The sequence below is a fragment of the Phenylobacterium sp. LjRoot97 genome (genome assembly GCF_964254345.1).
Classification (GTDB): Bacteria; Pseudomonadota; Alphaproteobacteria; order Caulobacterales; family Caulobacteraceae; genus Phenylobacterium.
Genome location: NZ_CAXUTH020000001.1, coordinates 101,018 through 125,613, shown reverse-complemented (window position 1 = coordinate 125,613; position 24,596 = coordinate 101,018). Strand labels below are relative to the sequence as shown.

The window sequence follows — 24,596 nt, the reverse complement described above, 5'->3', positions numbered from 1 at the left end:
CGCACCGGTCAAGCCGCCCCGTCAGCGCGCGACGCTAGCGCGCGCCTTCTGCAGGTTGGCGCGTGGTTTCGGCGCCGCGGCCTCGACCTCCTCCAGGGCCGCCATCAGATGGGACTTGAGCGCCGCCATCCGCTTGGGATCGGTGAGCTTCCCGCCGTCGCGCTCGATCACGTAGAAGGCGTCGACCGCCCGCTCGCCGTAGCCGTCGATGTGGGCCGAGAGGATCGACAGCCCGGCGTCGGCGAGGTTGCGGGCCAGCGCCACCAGCAGGCCGGGCCGGTCGCGGCCGGACGCCTCGACGACGGTCGAGACCTCGGAGGCCTCGTTGTCGAGCATCACCGTCGGGGTGATGGTGAACGCCGCCGCGCGACCAAAGTCGGTCACCCGGCGCGGTTCGGACTTGGTCAGCTCGCCGCGGCCGGCCGCCGCCAGCGCGTCGGCCAGCTTGGTCAGGGAGCGCGGATTGTCGGCGCCGTAGGCCGCGCCGGTCGCATCCTGCACATAGAAGACGTCGAGCGCCTGGCCCTGGCGGGACGTGAACACCCGCGCCCCGACGATGTTGGCGCCGGCGGCGGTGACCGCGGCGGCGAGGTCGACGAACAGGCGCGAGCGGTCGGGGGCGGCGATGACCACCTCGGAAGCATTGAGGCCGGCGCGGATGTGGCCTTCGGCGGCCGCGCCGCTGTCGGCCGCGCGGCGGGCGAGGCTGGCGTGGACCAGGATCTCGGCGTCGGAGAACGAGGTGAAGTAGGCGTCTTCCATCGCCTGCACCCAGTCGGTGGCGGCCGGATCGGCCGTGATCAGGCGCACGCGCGCGTCGTAGGCGGCGTTCTCGTGATAGCGGCGGATGGCGGCGGCGGCGTCGGAGCCGCGACCGCCGCGGAACACCGCTTCGGTGGCGCCATAGAGCTCGCGCATCAGCTGGCCCTTCCAGCCGTTCCAGACCCCCGGCCCGACGGCGCGGATGTCGGCGACGGTCAGCACCAGCAGCAGGCGCAGCCGCTCGGGCGTCTCCACGATGCGGGCGAAGTCGGCGACGGTGCGCGGGTCGGAGACGTCGCGCTTCTGGGCGTAGTCGCTCATCACCAGGTGATGCTCGACCAGCCAGGCGACCATCTCGATGCGCTTGCGGTCGAGGCCCAGGCGTTCGCAGGCCGAGCGCGCGGCGCGGGCCCCGGCCTTTTCCTGGCCCCCCGCCCCGCCCTTGCCGGTGTCGTGCAGCAGCATGGCCAGGAACAGCGCCTCGCGGTCGTCGATCAGCGGCATGACCGCGGTCGACAGCGGGTGGTCCTCGGCGAAGCGGCCGTTGGCGATGTCGGCGATGACGCCGACGGCCCGCAGGGTGTGTTCGTCCACGGTGTACGAGTGGTACATGTTGAACTGCATCTGGGCGACGATGCGGCCCCACTCCGGGATGAACCGGCCGAGCACGTCGGCGTCGTTCATCATCGACAGCGCCCGCTGCGGATCGCGGCCATGCGCCAGGATGTCGAGGAACACCTTGGCCGCGGCGGGGTCGCGACGGACCTTGGACCCGATGATGCTGGCGCAGCGGCTGGCGGCGGTGAAGGCGTCCGGATGGAGGTCGAGATCGCGCTGGTCGGCCAGCCGGAACAGCCGCAGCAGGTTGACCGGATCGGCCTCGAACACCTGCGGCCCGTCGACGTTCAGGCGACCGCCCTCCTCGTGGAAGCCGGGATCCAGCTTCTTGCGCTTGGCCCGGCCGCGGCCGGGGATCAGCCGCGACAGACCCTTGGGCTGCTGCTTGATCTGCTCGGCCTCGAGCTTGGCGGCGAACACCCGGGTCAGGGCGCCGACCTCCTTGGCGATCAGGAAGTAGCGGCGCATGAACCGCTCGACCGCCGGCGCATCGCCACGGTCGCCATAGCCCATCCGGCGGGCGATCTCGGGCTGCAGGTCGAAGGTCAGCCGCTCTTCCGGGCGGCCGGTGGCGAAATGCAGGTGGGAGCGCACCGCCCAGAGGAAGTCGAACGCCTTGATGAAGGCGGAGACCTCCTTGCGATCGAACATGTCCAGCTGGACGAAGCCGTCGACGTGGCTGACCGGGTGCAGGTACTGGGCGATCCAGAACAGGGTGTTGAGGTCGCGCAGCCCCCCCTTGCCTTCCTTGACGTTCGGCTCGACCAGGTAGCGGCTGGCGCCGGCCCGCTCCTGGCGGATGTCGCGCTCCTTGAGCTTGGCGGCGACGAACTGGGCGGCGGTGCCCTTGACCACCTCGGCGCGGAACCTCTGGACCAGCTCCTCGGCCAGGGCGGCGTCGCCGCTGAGCTGGCGCGCCTCCAGGATCGAGGTGCGGATCGTGTAGTCCTCGCGGCTGAGCTTCAGGCACTCCTCGACTGTCCGCGAGGCGTGGCCGACTTTGAAGCCGAGGTCCCAGAGCGCGTAGAGCATGTACTCGATCACGCTCTCGGTGTGGGCGGTCTGCTTGTAGGGGCGCAGGAACAGCAGATCGAGGTCGGAGAACGGGGCGAGCGTGCCGCGGCCGTAGCCGCCGACCGCCATCAGCGCCAAGCGTTCGCCCTCGGTCGGGTTGCGGGCCCGGAACACGTGGACGGTGGTGAAGTCGTAGAGCGCGGTGACCACCTCGTCGGTCACGCCCGACAGCAGCCGTGCGGTCTCGATGCCGCCGGCGCCGTTCTCCAGCCGCTCCTTGGCGATCATCCGGCCGCGGAACAGGGCCTGCTTGAGGATGTCGAGCGCCCGGCGGCGCTGTTCCTGTTCGTCGCCGGCGGCGTCGAGGGCGGCGGCGGAGAGCTGGGCGCGCAGGCGCACGCCGTCGACGACGTATTCCAGGCGGGTGGGTCGAAGGCGAGGCGGCATAGCGTCGATATAGTCACTTCCGGAAGCTGCGGCATCCTCTCCTCTGAGCCGGGCCGCGACCAGGGCAAACCGAAACCGGCGGCGCAGCGCCGAGAAGACCGATGGCGCCTGAAAATCGTCCCGACCGCAGGTAGAGCGACGTCTCAAGCTTCAGTTTGCAGACTTCGTCGCTAGGACTTGGGCTGATTGGGAAACTGCTTACCCATCCTTAACCACGGCCGCCCAAGGACTGCGGCAGCGGCTTATGGTGGAGTGGATTATGACGGGTAAGAGCCTGGACGGGCGCCTGGAGTTCATGCAGGTGACGCCGCAGACCCGCAAGACGCTGCGAGCGGCGCAACCGCTGATCTCCGAGAAGCTGCCCGGCGCGCTCGACCACTTCTACGCCCAGGTCCGGGCGACGCCTGAGACCAAGGTGCACTTCCGCGACGACGGCCACATCACCAAGGCCCAGAACGCCCAGCTGCGCCATTGGCAGGGCATCGCCTCGGGCGAGTTCACCACCGACTACGCCAAGTCGGTCCAGACCATCGGCGCCGTGCACGCCCGCATCGGACTGGAGCCGCGCTGGTACATCGGCGGCTACGCGCTGGTGCTGGAACAGCTGGTCCGCGCCGTGGTCGCCGAGAAGGGCGCCAAGGGCTTCGGCGCCAAGGCCAAGAACGCCGAACTGGCCGAGACGCTGTCGGCGCTGATCAAGGGCGCCATGCTCGACATGAGCCTGGTGCTGGACGTCTATTTCGAGGCCGCCGAGGCCGACCGCGCCAAGGCAGAGGCCGAGAAGGCCCGCTCGGCCGCCGAACAGGCGACCGTAGTCCGCAGCCTGGCCGCGGCGCTGTCGGGCCTGGCTCGCGGCGACCTGACCAGCCGCATCGAAACCCCGCTGTCGGGCGACTACGCCCAGCTGCGCGACGACTTCAACGGCGCGGTCGGCGAACTGCACGGCGCGATCGCCGCGGTGGTCGATTCCGTGTCGGCGGTGACCGCTACGGTCGGCCAGATGAAGAGCTCGGGCGACGACCTCGCGCGCCGCACCGAGAACCAGGCCGCCAGCCTGGAGGAGACCGCCGCCGCGGTCGAAGAGATCACCGTCACCGTGCAGCGCGCCGCCGAGACCGCGCGCCAGACGTCCGGCGCCGTCGCCGACGCCCGCAAGGAAGCCGAGACCAGCGCCCCGGTCGTCGAGGCCGCGATCTCGGCCATGGGCCAGATCGAGGACAGCTCCAAGCAGATCAGCCAGATCATCGGCGTGATCGACGAGATCGCCTTCCAGACCAACCTCCTGGCGCTCAACGCCGGCGTCGAGGCGGCCCGCGCCGGCGAAGCTGGCAAGGGCTTCGCGGTCGTCGCCTCGGAAGTGCGGGCGCTGGCCCAGCGCTCGGCCGACGCCGCCAAGGAGATCAAGGCCCTGATCAGCGCTTCGAGCGAACAGGTCAGCCAGGGCGTCAATCTGGTCGGCGAGACCGGCGAGGCCCTGGGCCGCATCGTCGGCCGGGTCAGCGAAGTTCACGGCCTGGTCGCCGACATCTCCAGCTCGACCCAGGAGCAGGCCATCGGCCTCGGCCAAGTCAACAGCGCCGTCAACGAGATGGACCGCGTCACCCAGCAGAACGCCGGCATGGTGCTGGAGACCGCCAACGCCGCCGCCGACCTGGCGCGCGAGGCCCAGAACCTGTCGCAGCTGATCGGCCGCTTCCGGCTGGCGACCGGCGCCTCGGCCGCCGCCCGCCGCGCCGCCTAGGCCCGCGCCATCAGATCGGCCAGCCGCTCGCGGCCGGTCCAGAGCGCCGCCCTCCAGCCGCGCGCCTGGGCCGCCTCCACGTTGGCGGCCTTGTCGTCGATGAAGAACAGGTCCCCGGGCGCATAGTTGGTGCGCGCCTCGATCGCCGCATAGAACCCGTCGGCCGGCTTGGCGTGGCCGAGGTCGGCCGCGTAGTGGATGGCGTCGAAGCGATCCTTCAGCCCCATCTCGTTCCAGAGATAGGCGGCGCGCTCGTGCTCCTGCACGGTCGCCAGGTGCAGCGCGTATCCCTGGGCGCCGAGTGCGGCGAGTTGGTCCAGCAGGTCATGGTCCAGGTGACTGTCGTTCTCGAACCAGTAGGCGCACAGCTGGTCGCAGGTCAGGTGCGGCGCGATCTCGGCGAGCACCGGCGCCAGACGCTCGCGCAGGACGGCGCGGCCGTGCACCACATCGTCGAAATGCGGCGCGAAGAACGCCTCCTGCAGCCGCGCCTTGGAGAGCCCCAGGTCGCGCTCCAGATGGACGGCCCAACCGGCGGGGTCGGGATGGACGACGATGACGCCGTCCACATCGACCATCAGCGCCTTCACCGCATCAGTTCCTTCAGCCGATAGAGCGCGGCCATCGCCTCGCGCGGGCTCATGCCGTCGAGGTCGAGGGTCTGGAGCTGCGCCTCGACCTCGCTCGGTCCGAACGCGGGCGCCTCCGGCTCGGCCGCATGGGCGGCGAACAGCGGCAGGTCTTCCAGGTGCGCGGGCGCGCCGGCCTCGCGTTCCAGCCGATCAAGGACTTCACGCGCACGGACCACCACCGCCGGCGGCACGCCGGCCAGCTTAGCGACCTGCACGCCATAGGAACGGTCGGCGGGACCAGGACCAGCCTCGTGCAGGAAGATCAGGTCGCCGTTCCACTCCTTGGCCTTAAGCGACAGGTTGGAGACGTGGGCCAGCCGGTCCTCGAGCACCGCCAGCTCATGATAGTGGGTCGCGAACAGGCCGCGGCAGCGGTTGGTCTCGTGCAGCGCCTCGGCGCAGGCCCAGGCGATGGCCAGGCCGTCATAGGTGGCCGTGCCGCGGCCGATCTCGTCGAGGATGACCAGCGAGCGCGGCGTCGCCTGGGTGAGGATGGCGGCGGTCTCGACCATCTCGGCCATGAAGGTCGACCGGCCGCGGGCCAGGTCGTCGCCGGCCCCGACGCGGCTGAACAGCCGGTCGACGACGCCGATCCGCAAGGCCTTGGCCGGCACATAGCAGCCGGCCTGGGCCAGCACCGCCAGCAAGGCGTTCTGGCGCAGGAAGGTCGACTTACCGGCCATGTTCGGCCCGGTGACGATCGACAGCCGCGCGGCCGCCGCGCCGGCCCCGTCGAGCGCGCAGTCGTTGGGGGTGTAGGGGTCGCCGGCCCGCTTGACCGCGGCCTCGACCACCGGGTGGCGGGCGGCCTGGGCCTCGAACACGGTCGAGCGGTCGACCACCGGCCGCGCGGCGCCGACATCGTCGGCCCACTCGGCCAGCCCCGCCGCGACGTCGAGCCGCGCCGCGCCCTCGGCGGCCGCCTGGATGGCCTTGGCGATGCGGATCGCCGCCTCGCGCCAGGCCTCGAAGGTGGCGACCTCCATGGCCAGGGCGCGCTCGGCGGCCTGGGCGATGCGGGCGTCCAGTTCGGCCAGCTCGACGGTGGTGAAGCGGACCTGGTTGGCCAGGGTCTGGCGGTGGATGAAGGTGGTGTTGAGCGGCGCGCTCATCAAAGGCTCTGCTGCCTTGGCTGTGGCCTCGACGAAATAGCCGAGCACGGCGTTGTGGCGGATCTTCAGCGCCACACCGCTTTCGGCGGCCAGCCTGGCCTCGAGCTGCAGGATCACCTTGCGGCTGTCATCGCGCAGGGCGCGGGCCTGGTCGAGCTCGGCGCGGACCCCGGCGGCCACGAAGCCGCCGTCGCGGGCCTGGGCCGGCAGGTCCTCGCCCAGGCCTTCGGCCAGCATGCGGCGGAAATCGGCCAGTTCGAGATCGGTGGTCGGATGCAGCGCCGCCAGGGCGCCGGCGATCTCGGCCGGGGCCGGATCCAGCGGCTCGGGCGCGGCGAACAGGCCGAAGATCGCCTCGCCGCCCGCCAGGCCGGCCTTCAGCGAGCCGAGGTCGCGCGGGCCGCCGCGGCCGAGCGCCAGCCGCGACAACGCGCGGGCCATGTCGCCCATGCCGCGCAGCTGATCGCGCAGCTTGGCGCGCAACGGGCGGCGCTCGCAGAACCATTCGATGGCGTCGAGGCGCGCATCGATGGCGGCCGGGTCCAGCAGCGGCCGGGCCAGCCGCGAGGCCAGCAGGCGCGCGCCAGGCGCGGTGATGGTGCGATCGATGGCGCCGAGCAACGAGCCGTCGCGCGAGCCGGAGGTCGACTTCTCGATCTCCAGGCTCGATCGCGTGGCCGGATCGATGGCCATGACGTCGGCCTCGCCCGCCCGTCGCGGGGCGGTCAACGCCGGCAGCTTGCCGGCCTGGGTGGTCTCCAGATGCGCGGCGATCAGGCCCAGGGCCGAGATCTCGGCGCCAGTCAGCTCGCCGAAGCCGTCGAGGGTCTCGACGCCATAGAGCCGCTTGAGCCGCGCCTCCGAGGCCGAGGGCTCGGACAGCGCCGAGGGCATCGGCTGGATCAGGCCGCCGGCCGACTTGAACGTCGACGTCAGCGTCTCGTCGGCGAACAGGCGGTCAGGGACCAGGGTCTCGGACGGGCCGAGCGCGGCCAGGGCCGAGGCCAGGCTGTCACGCGACAGCGCCATGCACTCCACCTCGCCGGTGGAAAGCTCGACGCTGGCCACCGCCGCGGCGCCGGCGCGGACGGCGACGGCGGCCAACCGGTTGGCCCCGCGGGCGTCGAGCAGGCCGTCCTCGGTGAGGGTGCCCGGGGTGACGACACGCACGACGTCGCGGCGCACGATGGATTTCGAACCGCGCTTCTTGGCCTCGGCCGGGTCCTCGGTCTGTTCGCAAAGCGCGACCTTGAAGCCGGAGCGGACCAGCTTGGCGAGATAGGCCTCGGCTGCATGCACCGGCACCCCGCACATCGGGATGGGCGCGCCGCCGTGATTGCCGCGCGCAGTCAGGGTGATGCTAAGCGCCGCAGCGGCCTTCTCGGCGTCCTCGAAGAACAGCTCGTAGAAGTCGCCCATGCGGAAGAACACCAGCGCGTCGGGCTGGCGGGCCTTGGCCTCGAAGAATTGGGCCATGACCGGCGTGGCGCCGGTCGGATCGGGAATGGCGGAGGTCGGGGCGTTCATGGGTCAGCGGAAGCTAATGGCGCCCGCGCGATCCGTCAGCCCCTGACAGCCGCGTGAGGCCCCTTGAACCAGGGCCTGCGACTTCCAAGCTGTGGCTAAGTGAGGAGCCGCACTTGCCGCACGTGATCTTTCCCGCCGGACCGGACGACGCCGAGGACCTGGCGCGCGTGCACATCACCGCCTGGCGCGAGACCTATCAGGGGCTGCTGCCGGACTCCTACCTCGCGCGCATGTCCGTGCCGGTCTATGCGCGGCGCTTCCGCGCCGGACTGCTGCGTCCGGCCGAGAGGGAGGCGACGCTGGTCGCCGCCGACCGGTCGCGGCTGGTCGGCTACGCCTCCGGCGGGCCCTCGCGGTCGCAGCGGCCGGGAGAAGCCGAGGTGATGACGCTCTACGTGCTGAAGGCGGCGCAGGGGCAAGGTCTTGGCCGTGAGCTGATGGTTGGCATGGCGCGGGTGTTCGCGGCCAACGGCGCGACCAGCCTGATGCTGTCGGTGCTTCGCGACAACATTCCCGCCCGGCAGTTCTACGAGCATCTCGGCGGGTTGGCCGACGCGCCGCGGCGCGAACCCGGCCCGGGCGGCGTCACCCACGAGGTCAGCTATCGCTGGCCCGACATCCGCAGCCTGACCGGCGGCTAGGCGGCCAGCTTCGCCACGACCGCGCGCGCCATCGCCGCGACCACGCGCTGGGCCGCCTCCACCGACAGCCCCTGGTCCTCGCGCAGGCGACGCCAAACGTCGAAGCTGAGCGCCAGGTCGAGGGCTTCCAGCAGATCGCCGTCGACCGGCGCGACGCCTTCGAGATGGCGCAGCAACAGTTCACGCTGCCGCGCGACGAAGGCTTGGTGGCCGGCGGTCAGGCTGGGCGAGCGGGAACGGTTGGCGTCGGCGAAGGCCTTGGGCCGGGCGAGCTTTTCGAACACCACGGCGCGGCGCGCGACCAGCTGGTCGAGACGCTCGGCCAGGGTTCCGCGGATCGGCTCGTCGTAGATCGGGCCAGGCGCTCGTCCATGACCTGCTGCAGGCCGCGGTGCAGGCCCTCGACGTCGTTGAACAGCCGGAAGACCGTGCGCACCCCGACCCCGGCGCGAACCGCCACGGCCTCGGCCGAGGGTTGCACCTCGCCGGCCTGGATCAGGTCGACCATCGCCTCGAGGATGCGCGCGCGGCTGGCGACGGCGCGCTCGCGGCGGCCGTCCCGTTTCTCAATGGCTTCGACTGTGACGCTCATCTGCCGTTGATAGCCCGAGCGGGACGCCAGCGCGACGGGGTCAGCCGCCGGTGACGTCGTCCCAGAACTGTTTGGCCTTGCCGATGAAGTTGGCCGACTTCGGATGCTGCTGCTCGCCGCAGATCTCGACGAACTCGCGCATCAGCTCCTTCTGGCGGGCAGTGAGCTTGGTCGGGGTCTCGACAAACAGCTCGACCACCAGGTCGCCGCGGTCGCGCGAGCGCAGCGACGGCATCCCCTTGCCCTTCAGCCGCACGGTGCGGCCGGTCTGGGCGCCTTCCGGCACCTTGACCTCGATGCGGCATGCGCCGTCGCAGTTGTCGCCGCCCATCAGGCACGGGGCCTCGATCTCGCCGCCCAGCGCCGCCACCGCCATCGGCACCGGCACCGTGCAGAGCAGGTCCAGGCCGTCGCGGTCGAAGAGGTCGTGCGGACGCACCGACAGGAAGATGTAGAGATCGCCGCGCGGCCCGCCGCGCGCCCCGGCGTCGCCCTCGCCCGCGAGGCGAATGCGCGCGCCATCGTCGACGCCGGCCGGAATGCGGACCTGCAGGGTGCGCTGCTTGCGCACCTGACCGTGGCCGCTGCAGTCCTCGCAGGGGTCGAGCACCAGGCGGCCGGAGCCGCCGCAACGCGGACAGGCGCGCTCGATCGAGAAGAAGCCTTGGCTGGCGCGCACGCGGCCCGCGCCGCCGCAACCGCCGCAGACAGTCGGACTGGTGCCCGGACGCGCGCCCGAGCCGTCGCAAGTCTCGCAGTTGATCGAGGCCGGCACGGTGATCTCGACCTCGGAGCCGGCGTAGGCCTGCTCCAGCGTGATCTCCAGATCGTAACGCAGGTCCTGGCCGCGGGCCGGGCCCGAGCGCTGGCGGCCGCGGCCGCCGAACATGTCGCCGAAGACGTCGCCGAACACCTCGTTGAAGATGTCGTTCACGTCGTGGAACTGGGCGCCGCCCCCGCCGCCCGCAGCGCCGTTGACGCCGGCATGGCCGAACCGGTCGTAGGCCGCGCGCTTCTGGGGATCAGAGAGGACCGAATAGGCCTCGTTGATCTCCTTGAACCGGCCGGCCGCTTCCTCGCACCCGCCATTGCGGTCGGGGTGGTGTTCCATGGCGAGCTTACGGAACGAAGACTTGAGCGCAGCTTCGTCCGCGCTCCGTTCCACGCCGAGGATCTCGTAATAATCCCGCATGCTATGTCAGAGGTTCAAATTGATCTGAGAATTGAGGTGGGATGATCCCCGCCCGACTGCAAGGCTTATTCCAAACCGGAGCAGACGGAGATTTCCACTGGGGGCGCCCGAACCGATGGCGGTCGTCTCGCAGAATTTGCGGATGACCGCCATCGGGCGGAACGTCACGCCGACTTCTTGTCGTCGTCGGAGACTTCTTCGAACTCGGCGTCGACCACATCGTCGGCCGCCGCGCCGCCCTCGGGCTGCTCTTCCGAACCGCCTTGCTGGGCCGCATACATCGCCTCGCCCAGCTTCATCGAAGCCTGGATGAGGGTCTGGGTCTTCGCCGCGATCGCCTCGGCGTCGTCGCCTTCCAGCTCCGACTTCACATCGGCCAGCGCGGTTTCGATGGCTTCCTTGTCGGCGCCCTGGATCTTATCGCCGTGCTCGGCCAGGGCCTTCTCGGTGGAGTGCACCACCGCCTCGGCCTGGTTCTTCGCCTCGACGGCCGCCTTGCGCTTTTCGTCGTCGGCTTTGTTGGCCTCGGCTTCCTTGACCATGTTGTCGATGTCCGCGTCCGAGAGGCCGCCATTGGCCTGGATGCGGATCGACTGCTCCTTGCTGGTCGCCTTGTCGCGCGCCGACACGTTGACGATGCCGTTGGCGTCGATGTCGAAGGTGACCTCGACCTGCGGCACGCCACGCGGGGCCGGCGGGATGCCGACCAGGTCGAACTGACCCAGCATCTTGTTGTCGTGCGCCATCGGGCGTTCACCCTGGAACACGCGGATGGTCACGGCCGACTGGTTGTCGTCAGCGGTCGAGAAGGTCTGCGAGCGCTTGGTCGGGATCGTGGTGTTGCGTTCGATCAGCGGGGTGAACACGCCGCCCAGGGTTTCGATGCCCAGGGTCAGCGGGGTCACGTCCAGCAGCAGCACGTCCTTGACGTCGCCCTGCAGAACGCCGGCCTGCACCGCCGCGCCGAGCGCGACGACTTCGTCCGGGTTCACGCCCTTGTGGGGCTCGCGACCGAAGAACTCCTTCACGGTCTCGACGACCTTGGGCATGCGGGTCATGCCGCCGACCAGGATCACTTCGTCGATGTCGGTCTTCTTCAGACCGGCGTCCTTCAGCGCCTGCTCGCAGGGGCCGACGGTGCGGGCGACCAGGTCTTCGACCAGGGCTTCCAGCTTCGCGCGGCTCAGCTTGATGTTCAGGTGCAGCGGGCCCGACGCGTTCATCGAGATGAAGGGCAGGTTGACCTCGTACTGGGTGACCGAGGACAGTTCCTTCTTGGCCTTTTCGCCTTCTTCCTTCAGGCGCTGCAGGGCCAGCTTGTCGTTCCGCAGATCGACGCCGGTTTCCTTTTTGAACTCGTCGGCGAGGTACTCGACGATACGCATGTCGAAGTCTTCACCACCGAGGAAGGTGTCGCCGTTGGTGGCCTTCACCTCGAACACGCCGTCGCCGATCTCGAGGATCGAGACGTCGAAGGTGCCGCCGCCGAGGTCGTAGACGGCGATCTTCTTGCCGTCGTTCTTCTCGAGGCCGTAGGCGAGCGCCGCGGCGGTCGGTTCGTTGATGATGCGCAGGACTTCCAGGCCGGCGATCTTGCCGGCGTCCTTGGTCGCCTGACGCTGGGCGTCGTTGAAGTAGGCCGGGACGGTGATGACCGCCTTCTCGACCTTCTCGCCGAGGTGCTGCTCGGCGGCTTCCTTCATCTTCTGCAGGATGAAGGCCGAGATCTGCTGGGGCGAGTAATCCTTGCCGTGGGCCTTCACCCAGGCGTCGCCGTTCGGACCCTTGACGATGTCGTAGGGCACCATGCCCTTGTCCTTCTCCACCAGCGGATCGTTGTACTGGCGACCGATCAGACGCTTGATGGCGAACAGGGTGTTGGACGGGTTGGTGACAGCCTGGCGCTTGGCCGGCTGGCCGACGAGGCGCTCGCCGTCGTCGAGAATGGCGACGACCGACGGGGTGGTGCGCACGCCCTCGGCGTTCTCGATCACTTTCGGCGCTTTGCCGTCCATGATGGCCACGCACGAATTGGTCGTGCCCAGGTCGATGCCGATGATCTTGCTCATATCGAGTCTTGCTCGCTCCTGAATGGCGGACGCCGGTTTGAGGGCCTTCGTTTGAAGCACCCCGGTTCTTCTCGGCATCCCCGGTTCGAATAAGGGCTCGGCCGGTTAACCCATGGGGCAACCAGCGTCGAGTCGCGATATGGGATCACATGCACCCGCCGCAAGTGCGCAATGACCCTAGATCGTGCGGGGTCTTCCCCCGAGCGGCTCGGGCCAAGCCTCTAAAATCCCTGCATAAGCTGTGCTGTCGTAAGGCGCGGCGCCGCCGCCGGCGGCCAGATAGGCGTGCTGGACGACCATCGCCTGCTGCTCGATGTTGAGTTGAGAAAATGACCGGCCGTCCGCCAAATCATATGCATAGGCGGCCCGGCCGTCGCCGGCGCGGAGCTTGGCGAAGGGCAGGAAAACCCCGTGCTGCGCCTGCCAGACGTGCACCAGTTCGTGCACCAGGACCGAGCGCAACCAGAGCGGGGCGGTCGAAAAGTCGGCCAGGGCCGAAGCCGCCGGCCACACCACCAGTCCGGCCGACGGGACGAAAGGTCGCGGCCAGACCGGCAGGCTGAGAATTCTGACACGGTCCGGGTCGAGACCTGCGCCGAACACCTGCGCGCACAGGTGGTGCTCGCCGGCTGTGAGCCGGCGCGCCCGCAGGGGCGGCATGCACAGGTCGCTGGCGGCGCGGGACGTCATTGCGCCTATATGAGCACCAATGAGCCTTTCGACGACCAGTGGATTTCGCCTGCTGCCCGGCCGGCTGTCGCCCGCCGCCCAGGCCGAACTGCTGGACGCGGTGACCGCGGGCCTGGGCGACGCGCCGCTGGTCCACCAGGCGACGCCCAGCGGCAAGCCGATGAGCGTGGCGATGAGCAGCTTCGGCGATCTCGGCTGGACGACCGACGCCAGGGGCTATCGTTACGAGCCGCGGCACCCGACCACCGGCAGGTTCTGGCCGCCGATCCCCACAATCCTGACGGATCTCTGGCGCGAGCTCGCCGACCCGGAGGTTCCGCCCGACGCCTGCCTGATCAACTTTTATAACGCGCAGGCGAAGATGGGCCTGCACCAGGACAAGGACGAGGCCGACTTCCGGTTTCCGGTGCTCTCGGTGTCGCTCGGCGACACGGCCGTATTCCGCATCGGCGGCCTCAAGCGCGGCGATCCGACGACCTCCGTGCGGCTGTCGTCAGGCGACGTCTGCCTGCTGGCCGGCGAGGCGCGGCTCTATCACCACGGGATCGACCGCATCCTGCCGGGATCGTCGCGGCTGGTGCCGGGCGGCGGGCGGTTCAACCTGACCCTGCGGCGGGCGGCGGCGAGCTAGTAGGGCGGCTGCTCGGGCGGCGGCGTGAGGCCGTCGATCAGGTCGCCGACGCGATCTTCCTCGGGCGGCGGCGTGGTCGGGGCCTTCGGCGCCGGCGCGGCCTTGAGCTCGGGCGCCTTTTCGACCGGAAGCGGCGTCTGCTCGGTCGGCTCGGCGGGCATTTCCTCTTCCTTCTTGGGCTCGGGGGCCAGTTCGGAAGGGGTCAGCACCAGGTCCTCGAGCGGCTGGGCGTCGCTGGCCTGGATCGGCGCGCCGCCGCCAGCCGCCTCGCCGGGCAGCCTCGCGCGTTCCGGAGCGCCGCGCACGCCGAGAATGAACCCGCCCACGGCGCAGAGGCCGAGGATGACGGCGACGAACCGCAGGACGCTTCGAGGCATGCTCCACATGCGGCGAACCTAGATGGGCTTGGCCAAAACGGAAACGGGATTTTGCGGGTACGGCCGCGCTTACGGCCGGGCTTGGTAAACGCCTCTTAACCCTCGTCCGGGCAAACAGGGGGTTACTGAAATCAGGAGCTTGGAATGGCGCGGGCGGCGCGAAAGACGGGTGTCGAGCTGGGGATGCACATCGCCGGTCTGGCCTGGTCGCATCCGGCGACGGCGCGGCTGCGCGGCGGCATCGTCGCGGCGGCCGGCCTCGCCCTGATCATCGCCCTGGCGACCTACAACGCCGCCGATCCGAGCCTGAACGCCGCCTCGGCCCTGTCGCCGACCAACGCCCTGGGCGCGCCCGGGGCGACCGCCGCGGATGTCGGCATCCAGTCGCTGGGCCTGGCCGCCGGCGTCGGCGCCCTGTTGATGGTGGTGTTCGGCCTCGGCCGCGCCACCACCCCGCAACCGGACCTGACCCGCCGCAAGGTGCGCCTGCGGGCCGCGATCGGCCTGCTCGGCGTGATGGCGCTGGCCGGCCTGCTGAGCGCGCCGCCGGCCCCGGCCGCCTGGCCGCTAGCCAAGGGCCTCGGCGGCTTCTGGGGCGACGGGCTGTTGCACGCCATCGCCGGCCTGTTCGCCTACGCCCACATTCCCGGCGGCGTGCTGATCGCCGCGCTGCTGCTGCTCGCCGGCGCGGCGGCCGGGCTCGGCTTCGCCATCGGCGTGCGCCGCTCTGAGCTGACCGCCAGCATCGAGTGGGTCCGTGCGACCCTGCAGCAGATGCGCGAGGAGCCCGCCCAGCCGGCCAAGCCCGCCCGCGCCCCGGCCGCGCGCCGCGCGAAGGCCGCAGAGCCGGCGGCGCCGGCTGCGGCGCAGCGCCAGGCTCCCGCCGCCCCCGCGGTCGAACCCGCCGCTTACGCCCAGGACGACGACGAGATCGACGACACCGTCGCCAGCCCGGTGGCCATCAAGCAACCGAAGCCGGCCCCCAAGGACTCCGGCCGCGAGCAGCGCGAGGCCCAGGGCGCGTTCGACTTCGTCAAGACCAACGGCTTCGCCCTGCCCGAGCTGGCCATGCTGGCCAAGCCCAAGCCGCGCGCCTCGATGTTCGACGAAGGCGCCCTTCGCCAGAACGCCCAGCTGCTGGAAAGCGTGCTGGCCGAGTTCGGCGTGCGCGGCACGATCGACCAGATCCGCCCGGGTCCGGTGGTCACCCTCTACGAACTGGTGCCCGCGGCCGGCGTGAAGTCCGCGCGGGTCGTGGCCCTGGCCGACGACATCGCCCGCTCGATGTCGGTCGCCGCCTGCCGGGTCAGCGTCGTGCCCGGCCGCAACGCCATCGGCATCGAGCTGCCCAATGCGCGGCGCGAGACCGTCTATCTGCGCGACCTGCTGGCCAGCGCCGAGTACGAGCGCTCGACCCAGGCCCTGCCGATGGCGCTGGGCGAGAACATCGGCGGCGAGCCCTACATCGCCGACCTGTCGAAGATGCCCCACCTGCTGATCGCCGGCACCACCGGCTCGGGCAAGTCGGTCGGCGTCAACGCGATGATCCTGTCGATCCTGTACCGGCTGCCGCCGGACCAGTGCCGGTTCATCATGATCGACCCGAAGATGCTGGAACTGAGCGTCTATGACGGCATCCCGCACCTGCTGGCCCCGGTCGTCACCGACCCGAAGAAGGCCATCGTCGCGCTGAAGTGGACCGTCCGCGAGATGGAGGACCGCTACCGACTGATGTCGAAGATCGGGGTGCGCAACGTCGCCTCGTACAACGAGCGCGCCAAGGAGGCGGCCGCCAAGGGCGAGCACTTCGAGCGCACGGTGCAGACCGGCTTCGACGACAGCGGCCGGCCGATCTACGAGAGCGAGCGGATCGACCCCAAGCCGATGCCCTACCTGGTGGTGGTCATCGACGAGGTCGCCGACCTGATGCTGGTCGCCGGCAAGGACGTCGAAGGCGCAGTGCAGCGCCTGGCGCAGATGGCCCGCGCCGCCGGCATCCACCTGGTCATGGCCACGCAGCGCCCGTCGGTCGACGTCATCACCGGCACCATCAAGGCCAACTTCCCGACCCGGATCTCCTTCCAGGTCACCTCGAAGATCGACAGCCGCACCATCCTGGGCGAGCAGGGGGGCGAACAGCTGCTGGGCCAGGGTGACATGCTCTACATGGCCGGCGGCGGCCGCATCACCCGCCTGCACGGCCCGTTCGTCTCCGACGAGGAGGTCGAGGCGGTGGCCAAGTTCCTGCGCGCCCAGGGCGAGCCGCAGTACCTTGAAGACATCACCGCCGGCGGCGAAGAGGACGGCGAGGACGGCGGCGGCTTCGGCGACGAGGGCGGCGGCTCCGGCGACGACCTCTACGACCGCGCCGTGGCCGTGGTCACCCGCGACCGCAAGGCCTCGACCAGCTACGTCCAGCGCCGGCTGCAGATCGGCTACAACCGCGCCGCCTCGCTGATCGAGCGGATGGAGAACGAAGGCGTGGTCAGCCCCGCCAACCACGCCGGCAAGCGCGAGGTGCTGGTCGGCGCGGCTCCGTAGGCCTCCAATTCCTCCCCCGCTGGGGGAGGTGGCGTGCGCAGCGCGACGGAGGGGGCCTGCTGAGTCAGTTGTCCCCCTCAGTCAGCCATTCGGCTGACAGCTCCCCCAGCGGGGGAGCAATTGGGAAAACTTCTAGCCCACCGCCGCCGCGACCGCTGCGCCGAGCTCGCCGGGGAACACCCCGCTCATGCCCTCGATGGCGGTGTTGGTCAGGGCCACCACCGTGGTCTCGCGATCCGGCACGATCTGCCAGGAGTGGCCGTAGACCCCGCCCCACAGCACCGTGCCCTGGCGCAGCGGCGAGCCGGCGACGGCCGGATCCTTCAAGACCGCGCCGGCGTAGCCGAAGCCCCAGCCGGGCCCGTGGGTGGTGACCACCAGCTCGCCGATCTGGTTGCTGAGCATCGCAGCGGCCGAGGCCGACGAGAGGATCGGCCCGCCGCCGGTGCGCACGGCCTCGAGCAACTTCAGGACGTCGCCGGCCGTCCCGACCATGCCGGCGCCGCCCGATGGGAACGACGCGGGCCGCGTCGCGCGGGCCGGCGAGTAGCGGATGCCCGAGAGCTCGAAGAACGGCGAGACGTCCGGCTCCTGCATCGGGCGCGGCGGTTGGCCGTCGATATAAGGGGTCGCGAGTTGGTCGGCGCTGGCGACGTAGAAGCCGCTGGCGTCCATGCCCAGTGGGCGCAGGATCAGTTCGTCGATCAGCTGCGGCAGCGGCTTGCCGGCCGCCTGCTCCATGGCCGCGCCCAGTACGTCGAGGCTGACCGAATAGTTCCAGGCCGCGCCCGGCGGGAAGAACAGCTCGATCTGGCGGAGCCGCGCGAGATTGTCGGCCATGCTGCGGTCGGGCAGGTCGAGGCCGTCGGAGACCCCGGCCGCCAGGTACGGACCGCCGTCCGGCTGCAGGAAGCCGTAACTGAGCCCGCTGGTGTGGGTGAGCAACTGGCCGATGGCGATCTCGGCGGGCGCGCCCCCGGGACCGTTCGGCCGGAAGTCCGGCAGCCAGCGGCTGACCGGCGCGTCGAGAGCCAGCTCGCCGCGCTCGGCCATCGCCAGGGCGGCGGCGGCGACGATGGGCTTGGTGACCGAGGCCAGGCGGAAGACGGTGTCCTGCGTCATCGGCAGACCGCGCTCGCGGTCCGCATCGCCGGCGGCGCGGGCGTAGACGAGGTCGCCGCCGCGGGCGACCAGCACCGCCGTGCCGACGATCCGTCGATCGGCCAGCGCCCGGTCGATGACGTCGTCGAGGCTGGCGTCGAGGCTTTGGGTCATGGCGCGCTCCATCCGGTTTCCAAATCAGATGGACGGCGGAGCTTGCTGCGCAAGCCTGTCGTGGCGTCAGCCTCCAGCCCTGAGGCAAAGAAAAGGCCGGAGCGGCGAACCGCTCCGGCCTGATCCGTAGCTTTCTTGAGCGCCGGCGCTATTCGGCGGCCTGCGCCTGGACGCCGAGGCGGCGGCTGAGCGCGGCGTGCTGGTCCCAGAGCTCGGCCGGCAGCCGGTCGCCGAACTTCTTGTAGAATTCGGGGATCAGCGCGGCTTCCTCGGCCCAGACCTCGGCGTCGACCGAGAGCAGGGTTTCGAGGGCTGCGTCGGCGATGGTCACGCCGTCGAGGTCCAGCGACTCCTTGCTCGGCACGCGGCCGATCGGGGTGTCGACGGCGGCGGCGTCGCCTTCCAAGCGGCCGAAGATCCACTTCAGCACGCGGGCGTTCTCGCCGTAGCCCGGCCACAGGAACTTGCCGTCGGCGCCCTTGCGGAACCAGTTGACGAAGTAGATGCGCGGCAGCTTGGCGGCGTCGGCGTTGGCGCCGACCTTCAGCCAGTGGCCGAAGTAGTCGCCCATGTTGTAGCCGCAGAACGGCAGCATCGCGAACGGGTCGCGGCGCAGCTCGCCGACCTTGTTCTCAGCCGCAGCGGTGCCTTCCGAGGCGACGTTGGCGGCCAGGAACACGCCGTGCTCCCAGTCGAAAGCCTCGGTCACCAGCGGCACGGCGCTGGCGCGGCGGCCGCCGAACAGGATGGCCGAGATCGGCACGCCGGCCGGATCGTCCCACTCGTCGGCGATCACCGGGCACTGGTCGGCCGGCACGGCGAAGCGCGCGTTCGGGTGCGCGGCGGGCTCGCCCATCTCGGGCGACCAGGCGCGGCCCTTCCAGTCGATGAGGCCTTCCGGCGGCTCGTCGGTCAGGCCTTCCCACCAGACGTCGCCGTCGGCGGTCAGGGCCACGTTGGTGAAGACGGTGTTGGCGTGCAGGGCGTCGACCGCGTTCTTGTTGGTCGCGTTGCCGGTGCCCGGCGCGACGCCGAAGAAGCCGGCCTCCGGATTGATCGCATAAAGGCGGCCGTCTTCGCCGAAGCGCATCCAGCAGATGTCGTCGCCGACGGTCTCAGCCTTCCAGCCGGGGATCGTCGGCTGCAGCATCGCCATGTTGGTCTTGCCGCAGGCGCTCGGGAAGGCGGCGGCGACATAGCGCACCGCGCCCTGCGGCGAGGTCAGCTTGAGGATCAGCATGTGCTCGGCCAGCCAACCCTCGTCGCGGGCCATCACCGAGGCGATGCGCAAGGCGTAGCACTTCTTGCCGAGCAGAGCGTTGCCGCCGTAGCCCGAGCCGTAGGACCAGATCTCACGGCTCTCGGGGAAGTGGACGATGTACTTCTCTTCGTTGCAGGGCCACGGCACGTCGGCCTGGCCTGCTTCCAGCGGCGCGCCGACGGTGTGCAGGGCCGGCACGAAGAAGCCGTCGTCGCCGAGCATGTCGAGGGCGCCCTGGCCCATCCGGGTCATGACCCGCATCGAGATGGCGACATAGGCGCTGTCGGTGATCTCGACGCCCAGGGCGGAGATCTTCGAACCGAGCGGGCCCATGCAGAACGGCACGACGTACATGGTGCGGCCGCGCATGGCGCCCTTGAACAGGCCCTGCAGCTTGGTCCGCATTTCCTGCGGGTCGAGCCAGTTGTTGGTCGGACCGGCGTCGGACGGGTCCTCCGAGCAGATGAAGGTCCGGCTCTCGACCCGGGCGACGTCGCGCGGATCGGAGGCGGCGTAGAAGCTGTTTGGCCGCTTTTCCGCGTTGAGCGGCTGGAGGGTGCCCGACTTCACCAGTTCGGCGGTCAGGGCGTTCCACTCCGCATCGGAGCCGTCGCACCAATGAACCCGGTCGGGCTGGGTGAGTTCAGCGACTTCACGTACCCAGGCCAGGAGTCCGGCATGTTTGGTCGGGGCCTCGTCGAGACCCGGAATGGCCAAGCCCATCAGGCTGCGCCCCTTATGTTACCCACGCGTCATGCCAGCCGCGGAAGCCCTCTGGCGGGGTCTCTCAGACGGCCGACGGCCCGGTGATATGTACGATTTTTGACGCGCACAAGCTTGCTGCACTGCGGAATCGCCCCTGAGGGGGTGAAACGCCGCCCATCCGGGGTAAGTTTTTGCTCACGTTCGCGTGGGACGGCGCCCGTGCAGGTCGAGCGAACAGGGGGAGGCGACGATGAGCTCCAGACAGATCCAGTGGGCGCTGGCCAGCGTGTTCTTCGTGCTGGGGGGCTGGTGCCTGGTCTCGCCGTCCAGCGTCATGGCCCTGACGATCACCCCGCAGTACCGCTCGGACGACTTCATCGCCTTGTTCGCCATCGGTTGCTTCGGGGCGCAGGCGATCCTGGCCGGCCTGTTCGCGGCGTTCTCGCGGTTCACGAAGGCGACGTTCCTGGCCTATGGCGTCGCGCTGCTGCCGTTCTTCGTCTTCAACTACTGGTTCTATGTGGTGACCCCGGTGCTGACGCTGGTCGGGCTGCTCGACGCCGTCGGCAATGTGATCATGCTGGGCCTGTGCGTCGCCGGCTGGCGAACGGCGCCGCGCAACTAAGCGCCAGCTTCGCCGTTCTTGCGCCCTATTGAGGCCCACGGCGCCGTATAGAGGTCGCCGAAACCGGAGTTCGCCCTCGCATGACCCGACTGACCCGCCGCGCCCTGGCGCTGGGCCTAGCCGCCCTGCCCCTCCCCGCCCTCGCACAGCGCGCGCCCGCCGCGCCGCTGTCGGCTGCGGACAAGGCGCTGGTCGACCGCGCCGCGGCCTATCTCGAGGGCTTGACCGAGGCCAAGGGACGGTTCGTGCAGACCGACGCCCGCGGGACGATGACCCAGGGCTCGCTCTACCTGAAGCGCCCGGGCAAGGCCCGGTTCGAATACGACAAGCCCTCCGGCCTGCTGGTGGTGTCCGACGGCGGCAACGTCTCGATCGCGGACTCGCGGCTGAAGACCTTCGACGCCTATCCGCTGATGGCCACGCCGCTGTCGATCTTCCTGGCCCGGCAGATCCGTCTCGATCGCGGGATCAACGTGACCCGCGTGGCGCGGCTGGCCGACGGCTTTTCGCTCACCGCGCGGGACGGCAAGAAGCAGGCCGAGGGGCAGATCACCCTCACCTTCTCCGACAATCCGCTGGCGCTGGTCGGCTGGACGGTCACGGACGCTCAAGGCGCGTCCACGCGCATTCGCCTGACCAGCCTGACCAAGACCAGCGGCCTGGCGCCGTCGTTGTTCGTGCTGAAGGATCCGCGGCCGAAGAACGTCGGCCGTTCCAAAATGTGACACATTCACAACAGGCAATATGCCGCGTGATTTTTGATTGACTTTTTCTCGTCGTCAGTGGCATTAATGACACTATTGGGGCTGCGCGATCGCGACCCCTTTCCGTGCCGGACCCTATCCCCTCCCGGCGGCGGCATGAGAGACACACTTTACGCCCGGGCTTCTCCAGTGCCCGGGCGTTTCTTTTTGCCCGAACCCCCTTAGACATCGCCCCATGCGCCTTCGCCTCTCCACCTGGAACGTCAACTCCGTGCGCCTGCGGGCCGAGCAAGTGGCCCGCTTCGTCGACGAGCAGGCCCCCGACGTGCTCTGCATGCAGGAGATCAAGTGCCAGGAAGGCGAGTTTCCGCGCGCCGCCTTCGAGGCCGTCGGCCTGCCGCACATCAAGATCGCCGGTCAGAAGGGCTGGCACGGCGTGGCCATCGCCTCGCGACTGCCGATCGAGGACGCCGCGCCGCTGGACGTCTGCCGCGAGAAGCACGCCCGCTGCGTCGGCGGCAAGGTGGCCGGGGTCGAGATCCAGAACTTCTACATCCCAGCCGGCGGCGACATTCCCGACCGCGAGCTCAATCCGAAGTTCGACCACAAGCTCGACTTCTTCGAGAAGTTGACCGCCGAGATGTCGCGCCGCGATCCGAAAGCGCCGCTGGCCATCGTCGGCGACCTGAACGTCGCGCCGGGCGAATTCGACGTCTGGAGCCACAAGCAGATGTCGAAGATCGTCAGCCACACGCCGATCGAGCTCGAGGCCTTCGCCAAGCTGAAAGCCAGCCTCGACTTCATCGACCTGCCGCGCGAGGCGATCCCCGACCCCGAGAAGCTGTTCTCGTGGTGGAGCTACCGCGCCGCCGACTTCCGCAAGTCGAACCGCGGGCTGCGGCTGGACCACATCCTGGTGACGCCCGGCCTGAAGGATGCGGCGTTCCACACCGGCAAGGCCGCCTCGCGGGTGCATGACGACGTGCGCGAGTGGGTGCGGCCCAGCGACCACGCGCCGGTCAGCGCCGACTTCGCCGTCTAGAACTTCGGCGCAACCTTCGGGATCACGCAGGTCGGCACGCCGTCGCGCGTGGCGACGCTCGCCGGCCGGCCGACGCCGGGCGCGAAATAGAAGGCGCCTTTGTCGGTGGTCACCACGACCAGCGCCGGACCGCTGAACTGGCAGACCGGGACGAAGTCGTTCCCCGCCCCGCCGGCCTTGACGATGCTGCAGTCGGCGTGGCCGTAGCGGCGCTCATAGCGGATGTCGTTGGTGATGAAGGCGTGCTGGGCCTTGGCGCCGCGCGCCTCGTACTCGGCCTTGGTCAGCACCGCGCACGGCTCGCCCTCCAGCGCCCCGGCCGGCAGGCTGGCGGTGGATTGCTCGATGATCGTCGCCCGGCGGAAATGGGACCCGACCGCCAGGACGATCACGCCCACCACCACCGCGCCGATCAGCATCAGCGGAAAGGCGCGTGCGATCGTCCATTTCTTCTTCGCCACGCCGCGCCCCCGAAACGCTGCCTTACGGAGCCAACCGATAGCCGCCGGCCTCGGTCAGCAGCAAGCGGGCGTTGCCGGGATCGGGCTCGATCTTCTGGCGCAGGCGATAGACGTGGGTTTCCAGGGTGTGGGTGGTGACGCCGGCGTTGTAGCCCCAGACCTCGGCCAGCAGCTCCTCGCGCGAGACCGGCTTTTCGCCGGCGCGGTAGAGGTACTTGAGGATGTTGGTCTCTTTCTCGGTGAGCCGGATCTTCTTCTGGTTGGCGTCGACCAGCATCTTCGCCGAGGGGCGGAACTCGTAGGCGCCGAGATGGAACACCGCGCCTTCGGACTGTTCGGCGCTGCGCAGCTGGGCGCGGATGCGGGCCAGCAAAACCTGGAACTTGAAGGGCTTGGTCACATAGTCGTTGGCGCCGGCTTCCAGGCCGGAGATCTGGTCGTCGTCGGCGGCGGCCGCGGTCAGCATGATGATCGGGGCGACGACGCCCTTCTCGCGCATCTGACGGCAGGCCTCGCGGCCGTTCATATCCGGCAGATCCACGTCCAAGAGTATGAGGTCGGGTCGGTTCTCGATCGCCGCCTTCACCCCATCGCCGGCGGTCGCCGCCTCGATGGCCGAGAAGTCCTCGGAGAGTTGGAGCTGTTCGGCGATCGCGCCGCGGAGTTCTTCGTTGTCGTCGACGACGAGCAAGGTCTTGCGTTGAGCCATGAGGCCGAACATGCACCGTATCGTGCGAAAGAGCCAACCGCGGGAGTTCCCTTAAGTCATGATCTTCACGGCGTTGTCAGATGGAAGCTTCCGCCTGGACGGCCGCACGACGCGTTGCGCCCTGGGAAAAGGCGGGGTGATCGCCGCCGCCGACAAGCGCGAGGGCGACGGCAAGTCGCCGCTCGGGACCTGGGCGATCCGCCGGGTGCTGTTCCGCCCCGACAAGGGCGGGCCGCCACAGACGCGGCTGCCGACCAAGGCGCTGGAGCGCGACGACGGCTGGTGCGACGCGCCGGGTGATCCCGCCTACAATCGCGCGGTCAAGCTGCCGCATCCGGCCAGCGCCGAGCAGATGTGGCGCGAGGACGACGTCTACGACCTGATCTGCATCCTGGCGCACAACGACGACCCGCCGGTCCCGGGGCTGGGCTCGGCGATCTTCATGCACCTGGCCCGGCCCGGTTACGAGCCGACCGAGGGCTGCGTGGCGCTGTCGCGCGAGGACATGCTGGAACTGCTGTCGCTGGCCAAGCTCGGCGACGCGGTGGCGATCGAGCCGGCCTAGCCGCGGGCCCCGAACAGCGCCGAACCGACCCGCACGCTGGTGGCGCCGAAGCGGATAGCGGTCTCGAAGTCGTCGCTCATGCCCATGGACAGCTTCGACACCCCGTTGCGGGCCGCGATCTTGGCCAGCAGCGCGAAGTGCGGGCCCGGCGGCTCGGCGGCCGGCGGAATGCACATCAGGCCCTCGATCTGCAGGCCGTAGGTCGCGCGGCAGGCGGCGATGAAGGCGTCGGCCTCGCCCGGCGCGACGCCGGCCTTCTGCGGCTCCTCGCCGGTGTTGACCTGGATGTAGAGCCGCGGCGTGCGGCCCTGCTTCTGGATTTCGTCGGCCAGGGCGCGGGCCAGCTTCTCGCGGTCGAGGCTCTCGATCACCTCGAAGAACGCCACCGCCTCCTTGGCCTTGTTCGACTGCAGCGGCCCGATCAGCCGCAGTTCGAGCGCCTCCTGGCGGCCGGTCCAGCGCTCCATCGCTTCTTGCACCCGGTTCTCGCCGAACACCGACTGGCCGGCCGCCAGGATCGGCGCCACGCTCTCCCAGGGCTGCTGCTTGGAGACCGCCACCAGGGTGACGTCGGCCGCCGCCCGGCCGGACGCCTTCGCCGCGCGCGCGATCCGGGCTAGGACGTCGGTGAGGGCGGGAGGAACGGTCATCGCGGCGAACTTC

22 protein-coding genes are annotated in these 24,596 nt (G+C 69.8%); 8 read left to right on the top strand and 14 right to left on the bottom strand.

Going from position 1 to position 24,596, the window contains the following annotated elements; genetic code table 11:
* Positions 1–21: 21 nt before the first annotated feature.
* Complete coding sequence (locus tag ACSQ2H_RS00640; protein ID WP_436059558.1) at positions 22–2,841, bottom strand: [protein-PII] uridylyltransferase; 2,820 nt, start codon at positions 2,839–2,841, stop codon at positions 22–24.
* A 259-nt stretch (positions 2,842–3,100) separates the two neighbouring features.
* Here ACSQ2H_RS00640 and ACSQ2H_RS00635 point away from each other — a divergent pair, with 259 nt between their 5' ends.
* Positions 3,101–4,582 carry a methyl-accepting chemotaxis protein gene (locus ACSQ2H_RS00635; protein ID WP_436059557.1) on the top strand — a complete coding sequence of 494 codons (1,482 nt, stop codon included), beginning with the start codon at positions 3,101–3,103 and terminating at the stop codon, positions 4,580–4,582.
* On the opposite strand, the gene ACSQ2H_RS00630 is transcribed toward ACSQ2H_RS00635, so the two are convergent.
* A complete protein-coding gene (locus ACSQ2H_RS00630) occupies positions 4,579–5,172 on the bottom strand; it encodes an HAD family hydrolase (RefSeq protein WP_436059556.1) in 594 nt (197 codons plus the stop codon). The genes ACSQ2H_RS00635 and ACSQ2H_RS00630 overlap by 4 nt on opposite strands.
* The gene (gene mutS / locus ACSQ2H_RS00625; RefSeq protein ID WP_436059555.1) at positions 5,169–7,853 is read right to left on the bottom strand and encodes a DNA mismatch repair protein MutS; all 2,685 of its coding nucleotides are present in this window, start codon (positions 7,851–7,853) and stop codon (positions 5,169–5,171) included. The genes ACSQ2H_RS00630 and mutS overlap by 4 nt, the downstream gene beginning before the upstream one ends.
* 122 nt (positions 7,854–7,975) lie before the next feature.
* Between mutS and ACSQ2H_RS00620 the strand changes: the two genes are divergently transcribed.
* Positions 7,976–8,494 carry an N-acetyltransferase family protein gene (locus tag ACSQ2H_RS00620; protein ID WP_436063521.1) on the top strand — a complete coding sequence of 173 codons (519 nt, stop codon included), beginning with the start codon at positions 7,976–7,978 and terminating at the stop codon, positions 8,492–8,494.
* Here the strand turns inward: ACSQ2H_RS00620 and ACSQ2H_RS00615 are convergent.
* From ACSQ2H_RS00615 to ACSQ2H_RS00595, 5 genes are all read right to left on the bottom strand, one after another.
* The gene (locus ACSQ2H_RS00615; RefSeq protein ID WP_436059554.1) at positions 8,491–8,670 is read right to left on the bottom strand and encodes a hypothetical protein; all 180 of its coding nucleotides are present in this window, start codon (positions 8,668–8,670) and stop codon (positions 8,491–8,493) included. The two genes, ACSQ2H_RS00620 and ACSQ2H_RS00615, sit on opposite strands and share 4 nt — an antisense overlap.
* 41 nt (positions 8,671–8,711) lie before the next feature.
* On the bottom strand, positions 8,712–9,086 hold the full coding sequence (locus ACSQ2H_RS00610) for a hypothetical protein (protein ID WP_436059553.1): 375 nt from the start codon (positions 9,084–9,086) through the stop codon (positions 8,712–8,714).
* 40 nt (positions 9,087–9,126) lie between these two features.
* Positions 9,127–10,278 (bottom strand): molecular chaperone DnaJ, encoded by a 1,152-nt coding sequence (gene dnaJ, locus ACSQ2H_RS00605; protein ID WP_436059552.1) that lies wholly within the window; start codon positions 10,276–10,278, stop codon positions 9,127–9,129.
* Positions 10,279–10,442: 164 nt separating this feature from the next.
* Positions 10,443–12,347 (bottom strand): molecular chaperone DnaK, encoded by a 1,905-nt coding sequence (gene dnaK, locus ACSQ2H_RS00600; protein WP_436059551.1) that lies wholly within the window; start codon positions 12,345–12,347, stop codon positions 10,443–10,445.
* A 177-nt stretch (positions 12,348–12,524) separates the two neighbouring features.
* Positions 12,525–13,037, bottom strand: a complete 513-nt coding sequence (locus tag ACSQ2H_RS00595) for a hypothetical protein (protein ID WP_436059550.1) — start codon at positions 13,035–13,037, stop codon at positions 12,525–12,527.
* 19 nt (positions 13,038–13,056) lie between these two features.
* Here ACSQ2H_RS00595 and ACSQ2H_RS00590 point away from each other — a divergent pair, with 19 nt between their 5' ends.
* Positions 13,057–13,668, top strand: a complete 612-nt coding sequence (locus ACSQ2H_RS00590; RefSeq protein ID WP_436059549.1) for an alpha-ketoglutarate-dependent dioxygenase AlkB — start codon at positions 13,057–13,059, stop codon at positions 13,666–13,668.
* Here the strand turns inward: ACSQ2H_RS00590 and ACSQ2H_RS00585 are convergent.
* Entirely contained in the window at positions 13,665–14,045 is a 381-nt protein-coding gene (locus ACSQ2H_RS00585; RefSeq protein WP_436059548.1) for a hypothetical protein, read from the bottom strand. The genes ACSQ2H_RS00590 and ACSQ2H_RS00585 overlap by 4 nt on opposite strands.
* Before the next feature lie 144 nt (positions 14,046–14,189).
* On the opposite strand from ACSQ2H_RS00585, the gene ACSQ2H_RS00580 reads away from it, so the two are divergent.
* Positions 14,190–16,586, top strand: coding sequence for a DNA translocase FtsK 4TM domain-containing protein (locus ACSQ2H_RS00580; RefSeq protein ID WP_436059547.1), 2,397 nt, complete (start codon positions 14,190–14,192; stop codon positions 16,584–16,586).
* Between the two features lie 132 nt (positions 16,587–16,718).
* Here the strand turns inward: ACSQ2H_RS00580 and ACSQ2H_RS00575 are convergent, their stop codons facing one another.
* Both ACSQ2H_RS00575 and ACSQ2H_RS00570 read right to left on the bottom strand, forming a co-directional pair.
* On the bottom strand, positions 16,719–17,861 hold the full coding sequence (locus ACSQ2H_RS00575; RefSeq protein ID WP_436059546.1) for a serine hydrolase domain-containing protein: 1,143 nt from the start codon (positions 17,859–17,861) through the stop codon (positions 16,719–16,721).
* A 148-nt stretch (positions 17,862–18,009) separates the two neighbouring features.
* Complete coding sequence (locus tag ACSQ2H_RS00570) at positions 18,010–19,845, bottom strand: phosphoenolpyruvate carboxykinase (GTP) (protein ID WP_436059545.1); 1,836 nt, start codon at positions 19,843–19,845, stop codon at positions 18,010–18,012.
* Positions 19,846–20,077: 232 nt separating this feature from the next.
* Here ACSQ2H_RS00570 and ACSQ2H_RS00565 point away from each other — a divergent pair, with 232 nt between their 5' ends.
* The 3 genes from ACSQ2H_RS00565 to ACSQ2H_RS00555 all read left to right on the top strand — a co-directional run bounded on the left by ACSQ2H_RS00565 (position 20,078) and on the right by ACSQ2H_RS00555 (position 22,198).
* Positions 20,078–20,452, top strand: coding sequence for a hypothetical protein (locus tag ACSQ2H_RS00565; protein ID WP_436059544.1), 375 nt, complete (start codon positions 20,078–20,080; stop codon positions 20,450–20,452).
* An 80-nt stretch (positions 20,453–20,532) separates the two neighbouring features.
* Positions 20,533–21,177, top strand: coding sequence for a LolA family protein (locus ACSQ2H_RS00560; RefSeq protein WP_436059543.1), 645 nt, complete (start codon positions 20,533–20,535; stop codon positions 21,175–21,177).
* A 214-nt stretch (positions 21,178–21,391) separates the two neighbouring features.
* Positions 21,392–22,198 carry an exodeoxyribonuclease III gene (locus tag ACSQ2H_RS00555; protein WP_436059542.1) on the top strand — a complete coding sequence of 269 codons (807 nt, stop codon included), beginning with the start codon at positions 21,392–21,394 and terminating at the stop codon, positions 22,196–22,198.
* On the opposite strand, the gene ACSQ2H_RS00550 is transcribed toward ACSQ2H_RS00555, so the two are convergent.
* Together ACSQ2H_RS00550 and ACSQ2H_RS00545 are read right to left on the bottom strand one after the other, a co-directional pair.
* On the bottom strand, positions 22,195–22,659 hold the full coding sequence (locus ACSQ2H_RS00550; RefSeq protein WP_436059541.1) for a hypothetical protein: 465 nt from the start codon (positions 22,657–22,659) through the stop codon (positions 22,195–22,197). The genes ACSQ2H_RS00555 and ACSQ2H_RS00550 overlap by 4 nt on opposite strands.
* 22 nt (positions 22,660–22,681) lie before the next feature.
* Positions 22,682–23,368 carry a response regulator transcription factor gene (locus ACSQ2H_RS00545; protein WP_436063520.1) on the bottom strand — a complete coding sequence of 229 codons (687 nt, stop codon included), beginning with the start codon at positions 23,366–23,368 and terminating at the stop codon, positions 22,682–22,684.
* 58 nt (positions 23,369–23,426) lie between these two features.
* On the opposite strand from ACSQ2H_RS00545, the gene ACSQ2H_RS00540 reads away from it, so the two are divergent.
* Positions 23,427–23,933, top strand: a complete 507-nt coding sequence (locus tag ACSQ2H_RS00540; RefSeq protein ID WP_436059540.1) for a L,D-transpeptidase family protein — start codon at positions 23,427–23,429, stop codon at positions 23,931–23,933.
* Here ACSQ2H_RS00540 and ACSQ2H_RS00535 read toward each other — a convergent pair.
* The gene (locus tag ACSQ2H_RS00535; protein WP_436059539.1) at positions 23,930–24,583 is read right to left on the bottom strand and encodes a YggS family pyridoxal phosphate-dependent enzyme; all 654 of its coding nucleotides are present in this window, start codon (positions 24,581–24,583) and stop codon (positions 23,930–23,932) included. The genes ACSQ2H_RS00540 and ACSQ2H_RS00535 overlap by 4 nt on opposite strands.
* Between the last annotated feature and the right edge of the window lie 13 nt (positions 24,584–24,596).

What these genes read in the sequence shown, in the direction of transcription:
- ACSQ2H_RS00595 (WP_436059550.1), bottom strand. Translation starts at nt 13,037, where the DNA reads ATGACGTCCCGCGCCGCCAGCGACCTGTGCATGCCGCCCCTGCGGGCG.
- ACSQ2H_RS00535 (WP_436059539.1), bottom strand. Translation starts at nt 24,583, where the DNA reads ATGACCGTTCCTCCCGCCCTCACCGACGTCCTAGCCCGGATCGCGCGC.
- ACSQ2H_RS00575 (WP_436059546.1), bottom strand. Translation starts at nt 17,861, where the DNA reads ATGACCCAAAGCCTCGACGCCAGCCTCGACGACGTCATCGACCGGGCG.
- ACSQ2H_RS00610 (WP_436059553.1), bottom strand. Translation starts at nt 9,086, where the DNA reads ATGAGCGTCACAGTCGAAGCCATTGAGAAACGGGACGGCCGCCGCGAG.
- ACSQ2H_RS00640 (WP_436059558.1), bottom strand. Translation starts at nt 2,841, where the DNA reads ATGCCGCCTCGCCTTCGACCCACCCGCCTGGAATACGTCGTCGACGGC.
- ACSQ2H_RS00560 (WP_436059543.1), top strand. Translation starts at nt 20,533, where the DNA reads ATGACCCGACTGACCCGCCGCGCCCTGGCGCTGGGCCTAGCCGCCCTG.
- mutS (WP_436059555.1), bottom strand. Translation starts at nt 7,853, where the DNA reads ATGAACGCCCCGACCTCCGCCATTCCCGATCCGACCGGCGCCACGCCG.
- ACSQ2H_RS00590 (WP_436059549.1), top strand. Translation starts at nt 13,057, where the DNA reads ATGAGCCTTTCGACGACCAGTGGATTTCGCCTGCTGCCCGGCCGGCTG.
- dnaJ (WP_436059552.1), bottom strand. Translation starts at nt 10,278, where the DNA reads ATGCGGGATTATTACGAGATCCTCGGCGTGGAACGGAGCGCGGACGAA.
- ACSQ2H_RS00565 (WP_436059544.1), top strand. Translation starts at nt 20,078, where the DNA reads ATGAGCTCCAGACAGATCCAGTGGGCGCTGGCCAGCGTGTTCTTCGTG.
- ACSQ2H_RS00540 (WP_436059540.1), top strand. Translation starts at nt 23,427, where the DNA reads ATGATCTTCACGGCGTTGTCAGATGGAAGCTTCCGCCTGGACGGCCGC.
- ACSQ2H_RS00570 (WP_436059545.1), bottom strand. Translation starts at nt 19,845, where the DNA reads ATGGGCTTGGCCATTCCGGGTCTCGACGAGGCCCCGACCAAACATGCC.
- ACSQ2H_RS00545 (WP_436063520.1), bottom strand. Translation starts at nt 23,368, where the DNA reads ATGGCTCAACGCAAGACCTTGCTCGTCGTCGACGACAACGAAGAACTC.
- ACSQ2H_RS00555 (WP_436059542.1), top strand. Translation starts at nt 21,392, where the DNA reads ATGCGCCTTCGCCTCTCCACCTGGAACGTCAACTCCGTGCGCCTGCGG.
- ACSQ2H_RS00585 (WP_436059548.1), bottom strand. Translation starts at nt 14,045, where the DNA reads ATGCCTCGAAGCGTCCTGCGGTTCGTCGCCGTCATCCTCGGCCTCTGC.
- ACSQ2H_RS00580 (WP_436059547.1), top strand. Translation starts at nt 14,190, where the DNA reads ATGGCGCGGGCGGCGCGAAAGACGGGTGTCGAGCTGGGGATGCACATC.
- dnaK (WP_436059551.1), bottom strand. Translation starts at nt 12,347, where the DNA reads ATGAGCAAGATCATCGGCATCGACCTGGGCACGACCAATTCGTGCGTG.
- ACSQ2H_RS00635 (WP_436059557.1), top strand. Translation starts at nt 3,101, where the DNA reads ATGACGGGTAAGAGCCTGGACGGGCGCCTGGAGTTCATGCAGGTGACG.